The 7,549-nt window shown below is 73.0% G+C and carries 5 protein-coding genes; 2 read left to right on the plus strand and 3 right to left on the minus strand.

Translation table 11 applies throughout. From position 1 onward, the window contains the following. Window positions 1-19: 19 nt before the first annotated feature. From AYO52_RS02470 to AYO52_RS02480, 3 genes are read right to left on the minus strand one after another with little or no spacing between them, the layout of a single operon-like run. Window positions 20-1,573, minus strand: coding sequence for an FAD-dependent oxidoreductase (locus AYO52_RS02470; protein ID WP_253701779.1), 1,554 nt, complete (start codon window positions 1,571-1,573; stop codon window positions 20-22). After that, window positions 1,570-3,780 carry a molybdopterin oxidoreductase family protein gene (locus AYO52_RS02475; RefSeq protein WP_082923712.1) on the minus strand — a complete coding sequence of 737 codons (2,211 nt, stop codon included), beginning with the start codon at window positions 3,778-3,780 and terminating at the stop codon, window positions 1,570-1,572. The genes AYO52_RS02470 and AYO52_RS02475 overlap by 4 nt, the downstream gene beginning before the upstream one ends. Window positions 3,781-3,819: 39 nt before the next feature. Beyond that, entirely contained in the window at window positions 3,820-5,346 is a 1,527-nt protein-coding gene (locus AYO52_RS02480; protein ID WP_371517167.1) for a nitrate/nitrite transporter, read from the minus strand. A gap of 268 nt (window positions 5,347-5,614) precedes the next feature. Here AYO52_RS02480 and AYO52_RS02485 point away from each other — a divergent pair, with 268 nt between their 5' ends. Together AYO52_RS02485 and AYO52_RS02490 are read left to right on the plus strand one after the other, a co-directional pair. Further along, window positions 5,615-6,022, plus strand: a complete 408-nt coding sequence (locus AYO52_RS02485; protein ID WP_156523498.1) for a hypothetical protein — start codon at window positions 5,615-5,617, stop codon at window positions 6,020-6,022. 60 nt (window positions 6,023-6,082) lie between these two features. Then, window positions 6,083-7,234 (plus strand): MalY/PatB family protein, encoded by a 1,152-nt coding sequence (locus AYO52_RS02490; protein WP_067712714.1) that lies wholly within the window; start codon window positions 6,083-6,085, stop codon window positions 7,232-7,234. The last annotated feature ends 315 nt before the right edge of the window (window positions 7,235-7,549 follow it).

A 7,549-nucleotide genomic window follows, 5' to 3' on the forward strand; every position in this document is an offset into this window, starting at 1 on the left:
TGTGTCCGTCCGTCCTGCGTCATCCGGCCTCCTGTAGCCAGTCGCAGATCCCGTCGACCGCCGGCGAGCACCCGCCGCAGCCCGTCCCGGCGCGGGTCCGCTCGGACAGCGCGCTGTGGTCGCGGGCCCCGTCGGTCCACGCCGCTACCAGGTCGCCCTTGCTCACGCCGTTGCAGCGGCACACCACTGCCGCGGCCGGCATGGTCGACGGCGTCTGCGCGGCCACCGCCTCGGCCCGGCCCAGCACGACCGACACCACGTCGTCGGGCACCGGCAGGGCGTCCTCGTACATCTGGGTGAGCATCCCGACCGGCTCCGGGTGGCCGATCAGCGCGGCGCCCACGACGCGGCCGCCCGCCACGTCGACGCGCGCGTACCGGCCGCGGGCGGGTTCGCAGAGCGTCGTGACCTCGATCTGGGCGCCGGTGTCGGGGCAGCGCGAACCGTAGACGTCCGCCGCGAGTGAACCCAGCGCCACCACGTCGATCCCGTGTGCCTTGAGTCTGGTGACCTGGGTGCCGCCGAGGTACCGGGCGTCGGGGTCCGCGCCGCTGAGCCGGGCGGCCAACACCACCGCCTGGTCCCACGCTGGCGCGACCAGCCCGCTGGCGACGCCCCGGTGCTCGGCGCAGTCGCCGATCGCGGAGATCTCGGGGTCGCTGGTGGTCAGCTCGTCGTCGATGACCACGCCGTGGCCCACCTCCAGTCCGGCGTCGCGCGCGAGGTCCGACCTGGGCGCGGACCCGGCGGTGAGTACGACCGTTCGGCAGCGCACCTCGCCGTCGTCGAGCGTCAGGGTGCTCCCGTCCCACCTTGTGGCGCGCGCGCCGGTCACCACCCGCATCCCGAGCGAGTCCAGCGCCCGGACCAGTACGGCGCCGGCGCCGACGTCGAGGCAGGCGTTCATGGGCCGGTCGCGGGGGTGGACGACGACGACGTCGCGCCCCGACGCGGCGAGAGCGCAGGCGATCTCCAGGCCGATGAAGCCCGCACCGACCACGGCGACGGGGCCGGGGTGGGCCGCGAGATGAGAGGTCAGTTCTCGCTGACCCGCGGCGTCCCGGAGGGTGAACGCCCCGGGCGCCAGGCTGCCGCCGGGGCCGCGGATGCCGTCTACTGGCGGGACGCGGGGTGCGGCGCCGGTGGCCAGGACCAGGTGGTCGTAGGCCACGCGTTCGCCGCCGGCGAGTTCCACCTCGCGGGTCGCCCGGTCGATGCCCGCGACGGACGTAGAGGTGCGCACCTCGATGTGGTTGCGCGCCCACCAGCCCGCCGGCTTGAGCCGGGCCACCGCCGACGCAACCGGGGGGGCCGCCGTCGGGCCTGCCGCAGAGGTCCCCGTCGGGCCTGCCGCAGAGGTCCCCGTCGGGCCTGCCGCAGAGGTCCCCGCCGGGCCCGCCGGGGGAGCCGCGACGGCGTGGGAGAGCATGATCCGGTTGTACGGCTCCTCCGGCTCGGCGCCCAGCACGGTCACCGACAACCGCTGCGGGTCCGGCTCGCCCACACGTAGCTCCTCGGCGAGGCGGGCGGCCGCCATCCCGGCGCCGACGATCACGACACGGCGCGCGCTCACGCCGCCTCCAGCCGGACCGCGCACACCTTGAACTCGGGCATCCGGCTGTGCGGGTCGAGCTCGGGCAGGGTGAGCAGGTTCGCCCGGCCGTCATCACCGAAGTGGAAGGGCAGGAACACCGTGTCGGTGCGCATGTCCTCGTCGCAGTGCACCACCGCTGCGACCGAGCCACGCCGCGAGACCACGAGCGCCGGATCTCCGTCCGCCAGTCCGGCGGAGCGCGCCACGACGGGATGGACCTGCACCCACATCCGTGGTTCGGCGGCGTCGAGTTCGACGACCCGCCGGGTCTGGGCCCCGGATTGGTAGTGCGCGAGTAGGCGGCCCGTGGTGCCGAGCAGCGGGAACGCGGTGTCGGGTGGTTCGGCGGGCGACCGCGGTTCGTCGACGACGAACCGGGCGCGCCCGTCGGCGGTGGCGAAGCGGTCGAGGAACAACCGCGGCGTGCCCCCCGGCGAGTCGGCGCCGCACGGCCAGTGCAGTGCCTCGCCGGAGTCGAGCCGGTCCCAATCGATCGCGGAGTAGTCGGCCTTGCCGCCCGCGGAGGCGCGGGTGAGCTCGCCGAACACCTCGCGCGCATCGGTCGGGAACCGCTCGGGCCCGCGGTCCAGGCGGCGGGCGAGCTCGTGCCAGATCCACAGTTCGTCGCGCACCCCGGCGGGCGGGGTGATCGACCGGCGACGTCGCAGGACGCGGCCCTCGAGGTTGGTCAGCGTGCCCTCCTCCTCCGCCCACTGCGGCACGGGCAGCACGACATCGGCCAGGGCCGCGGTCTCCGAGAGGACGAAGTCGGCCACGACCAGCGTGTCCAGCGCGCGCAGCCGCTGTGCGACCCGGTCGGCGTCGGGTGCGGAGACCACCGGGTTGGATGCGTGCAGCAGCATCGCGGTCGGACCGTCCGGCTGCCCGAGCGAGTCGAGCAGTTCGAACGCTGACAGGCCCGGGCCGGGGATCTGCGCCGGGTCGACGCCCCACACCGCGGCGACGTGCGCGCGGGCGGCGGGGTCGCTGATGGAGCGGTACCCGGGCAGCTGGTCGGCCTTCTGGCCGTGTTCGCGCCCGCCCTGCCCGTTGCCCTGGCCGGTGAGCGTGCCGTAGCCGCTCCCCCGCCGGCCGGGCAGTCCGAGCGCCAGGGCCAGGGCGATCACCCCGCCCACCACGGCGGTTCCGTCGGCGTGCTGTTCGGCGCCGCGGGCGGTGAGGATGTAACTGCCCGCCCCGGCGTCGCGCGCGGCGGCGAGCAGCGTCACCGCCTGCTCGAGCTGTGCCACCGAGACGCCGGTGACGCGTTCGGTGCGGTCGGGCAGCCAGGCCGCGGCCTGCGCCCACGCGTCCTCGAATCCGCTGGTGCGCTCGGCGATGTACTGCGTGTCGACCGCGCCGGTGACGACGGCGAGGTGCAGCAGCCCCAGGGCGAGTGCGGCGTCCGTGCCGGGACGCAGACGCAGGTGCACGCCGCCCCCGTCGAGGGCGCGCCGCGCGGTGGCACTGAGCCGGGGGTCGGCCACGACGAGCCCGCCGGAGCGCGCCGCGGTGTCGAGGTGCTGGAGGAACGGAGGCATGGTGTCGGCCGGGTTGGCGCCGATCAGCAGGACGGCCCGGGCGTCGGAGAGGTCGGTCACCGGGAACGGCAGCCCGCGGTCCAGGCCGAAGCTGCGGTTCGCGGCCGCCGCGGCGCTGGACATGCACCAGCGGCCGTTGTAGTCGATGAGCCGACTGCCCAGCGCGAGTCGCGTGAACTTGCCCAGCTGGTAGGCCTTCTCGTTGGTCAGCCCGCCGCCGCCGAACACGGCCACGCCGTCCGGCCCGCCGGCGTCCTGGGCCCGGCGGATCCCCTCGACGACCCGGTCCAGGGCGGTGTCCCAGTCGCAGGGCTGTAGGCGGCCGTCGCGGCGGACGAGCGGAGTGGTGAGCCGGTCAGGGTGGCCGAGGAGTTCGCCCGCCGTCCATCCCTTGCGGCACATCCCGCCGCGGTTGGTGGGAAACCACGCGGGCGCCACCTCGGTGGTGCCGTCGGCCACTGGCGTCACCGTCATGGCGCACTGCAGCGCGCAGTAGGGGCAGTGGGTGTGGCCGGGCCCTCCGCCGGTGGGCCGTCCCTCGTCAAGGCCGGCCTCGGCGGGGATGGCCTCGGTAGGGCCGGTCACCGCCGGCTCCTGCACCGTCGTCAGGTTCGGCAGCGCCGGGCTGCTGCGGACGGTCGTCATGGTGGTCTCCTCGTCGTCGTCGCCCCTCGTGTCCACCGGTCAGCGCGCGGTGGGTACCGCTTCCTCCGTGGCGCCACCGGCTTCGGCGCCACCGGCCCCGGCCCGGGTCTTCTCCGGCGCCGCTCCGCCCGCCACCGTCGCACGGACCGGTCCGGACTTGGCCGCGGTCGGGCGCCGCAAGTAGACCGTCCACGTGATCACGGCGGCCACCACGTAGAAGACGGTGAACACCACGAACGCCGAGGTGGCGGACCCGGACGACTGGTAGGAGCTGCGCAGCGTCATGTTGATGAGGAAACCGCCGAAGGCGCCGACCGCGCCGGCCACCCCGATGAGCGCGCCCGAGTGCGCACGGGACCACGCCGCGCGGGCCGCCTCCGGCAGGTCCAACCCATGGCTGCGGGCCTCGTAGACGCTGGGGATCATCTTGTAGACCGACGCGTTGCCCATCCCGGTGAGCGCGAACAGCGTCAGGAAGGCCACGAAGAACAGGACCAGCGCCCCGCCCGAGAGTCGGCCCCCGTCGGCCGCCTGGATGCTCGAGGTGACGATCAACGCCACCGTGGTGACGGCCATGGCGAGGAACGTCACCAACGTGACCCGGGCGCCGCCGAACCGGTCGGATAGGCGCCCGCCCATCATGCGGGTCAGCGATCCCAGCAGCGGGCCGAGGAAGGTGATCTGCGCGGCGTGCAGGGCGGCGTCGGCCGGGGACTGCCCGTTGCCGGTGAAGGTCATCGTGAGCATCTGGCCAAAGGCGAAGCTGAAGCCGATGAACGAGCCGAAGGTACCGATGTAGAGCAGCGACAGGACCCACCCGTCGCGATCGGTGGACACGTCCTTCATGCTCGCCACGTCGACGCTGTGGTGCTCGAGGTTGTCCATCTTCAGCGCCGCGCCGATGCCGGCGACCACCAGCAGCACCAGGTAGACCGCGATCACCCAGTGCGGGGAGCGGTTACCGGCCACGGCGATCACCAGCAGCCCGACCACCTGAATGGTGGCCACGCCGAGGTTGCCGCCGCCCGCGTTGAGGCCCAGCGCCCAGCCCTTCATGCGCTGCGGGAAGAAGGCGTTGATGTTGGTCATGGACGAGGCGAAGTTGGCGCCGCCCAGGCCCGCGAGGGCGCCCACCACCAGGTACAGCCACAGGGGTTGGCCGGGGTTGGCCATGATCCACAGCATCGCGCCGGCAGGGATGAGCAGGACGAACGCGGAGAACATGGTCCAGTTTCGACCGCCGAACGTCGCCGTGGCCAGCGTGTACGGGATGCGCAGGAAGGCGCCGGTGAGGGTGACCACCGCCGAGACCAGGAACTTGTCCGGCGCGTCCAGCCCGTAGACGTCCTCCGGCATGAACAGCACCATCACCGCGAACAGCGTCCACACCGAGAACCCCACGTGCTCGGCGAACACCGACCAGTAGAGGTTGCGCATGGCGGTCTTTCTGCCGCCTGACTCCCACTGCGCGTCATCCTCCGGATCCCAGTTCTCGATCACGTGTGAGCGTGTCATCTCTTTGGCCCCTCCCCGGCTAACGGGTGCCCCCTCGGCACCCTGTGCCACGCAATCGTAGGAATCCGCTGTTTCCCTCGCGCTACCCGTCGTGACGGTCCCGTCACGGTGTACTCACGTATAGCGATTCGGACTGTGAGGGGCCTGCGGCCGTGGTGAACTGGGTCCCGACCACCCCGGTTCACCACCCCGCGTCCTCGGCGTCGTCGCCGCCGCCGCACTCGCCGCGGGCCTCGCACCCGCGGCCTCGGCGCAACCCGTCCAGACGTGGAGGGCCCCGTTCCCGCCGCCCGCGCCCATCCCCGCGGATGTGACGTTCGTGGACCGACAGGCCACCGTCGACGCCGGCGACCCGGCGTTCTGGGTGCCCGGACCACTGAAGATGCGGGTAGTCTCCCCGGCGCCCGTCGACTCACCCACCTGGTGCAGCGGCTACTGGAGCAGACCCGGGCATCGGTGCTGGCAGGTGGGGCCGGACGGGCAGGCCACCGAACTGCGCCGGATCTCCTTCGCCAGCGACCTGTGGGACGGCTCGTCCGCGCCCTGGGGACAGGACGCCTACCGGGCCGGGTACCAGCTCGCCATCGACCGGGGCTGGGACTGCAACTCGGGCGGAATCCACGTGCCCACCGGATCGGGTACCACCTACTCGACCATGATGCCGCTGGGGGGCGACTCCGCCGACGCCGATGTGTGGGTGGCCCCCGGGTTCCTTCCCGGTAGCTGACCGCGCACGGCGTCGAACTAGCCTGGGTCCCGACCACCCCGGCCGAAAGGATCCGTAGCCGTGCCGTTTCCCCTGGATGTCCCCGAGTCCGAGCTGCGTAGGCGGCGGAGCCAGAAGTGGGTGGCGTACCCGGAGGACGTCCTGCCGCTGTTCGTCGCGGAGACCGACGTCCTGCTGGCCCCGGCGATCCGGGAGCGCCTGGCCGCCGCGGTGGCCGACGGTGACACCGGGTACTTCGCCGAGATCGAGCACCTGTCAGGGGTGTGCGCCCGCTACTACTCGCGGTTCGGTTACGAGGTGCCGGCGGACTCGGTGGTCCCGGTCAACGACGTGGGCGTGGGGGTGCGCGAGTCACTGGCCCGGATCCTGCCGGCCGGGAGCGGCGTCGTGTACACGCCGCCCGTGTACATGCCGTTCGGGCCGTGGATCCGGCGCGTGGGGATGTCCCCGATCGCGGTGCCGTTGGTAGACCACGACGGCGAGGACCCGCGCCTGGACCTGGCCGGCATCGAGCGTGCGTTGGCCGACGGGGCCCGGGCCGTGCTGTTGAGTCACCCCCACAATCCCACGGGAATCCTCCACTCGCAGGCCGAGTTGGCCGAGCTCGCCGAGCTGGCTGCGCGATACGACGCCGTGGTGGTCTCCGACGAGATCTGGGCGCCCCTGACCATGCCCGGGGTCGAGTTCACCTCGTTCCTCGCCGCCTCCGACACCGCGCGCGAGGTGGGGCTCGCGATCTCGTCGGCGTCCAAGGCGTTCAACCTGGCCGGGCTCAAGTGCGCGTTCGTGGTCAGCGGCAACCCGGAGCGGTTCGAGGTGCGGCGCTCCGCGCTGTCGGGCGCCGTGGGGCACTTCGGTGCACTGGCCGCGGTGGCAGCGCTGACCGGGTCCCTGGACTGGCTCGAGGACATGAACGCCGCGCTGGCCGCGAACCTCGACCTCATGGAGACGCTGCTGGCCGAGCACCTGCCCCGTGCCCGGTGGCGGCGGCCCGACGCCGGGTTCGTGGCGTGGATCGACCTGCGCGCCTGCCCGGGCCTCGGCGACGACCCGGCCGCCGCGTTCCTCGACGAGGGGCGGGTGGCGCTGAGCCCCGGCCCCGCGTTCGGCTCCCAGGGCAGGGGCTTCGCCCGGGTGAACTTTGCCTGCTCCGAGGAGCTGCTCACCGAGGCGTTCGTGCGGATGGGCAGGGTCGCCGCCGAGCGCGGCTGAGGTCTGCTGGCACCACCCCCGCGGCCGGCGCGTGGAGTCGCCCGGCCGGCGCGTGGAGTCGCTGAGTCAGGCGGCCGAGCGCTCGCACCTGGGTCGACACTGCACTTGGTGACTCCGCGCGCGAGCCGGAACTGAGTATTCGTTGTTCTGGGGGGCAGTCGTATTGGGTCTGGGAGCCGGTGGCTGCTTGACGCCTTGGACGGCGTCGGAGCCATCGTTATTCGGCTTGAGAGCCACCTTCTTAGGCTCCTTCCGCTGGGTGTAACGGGCACCTGGCGGAAGGAGCAGTACCCAATGGTGAGGAAGATCAAGGCG

Source organism: Dietzia sp. 111N12-1, assembly GCF_001658045.1.
Taxonomy (GTDB): Bacteria; Actinomycetota; Actinomycetes; order Mycobacteriales; family Mycobacteriaceae; genus Dietzia; species Dietzia kunjamensis.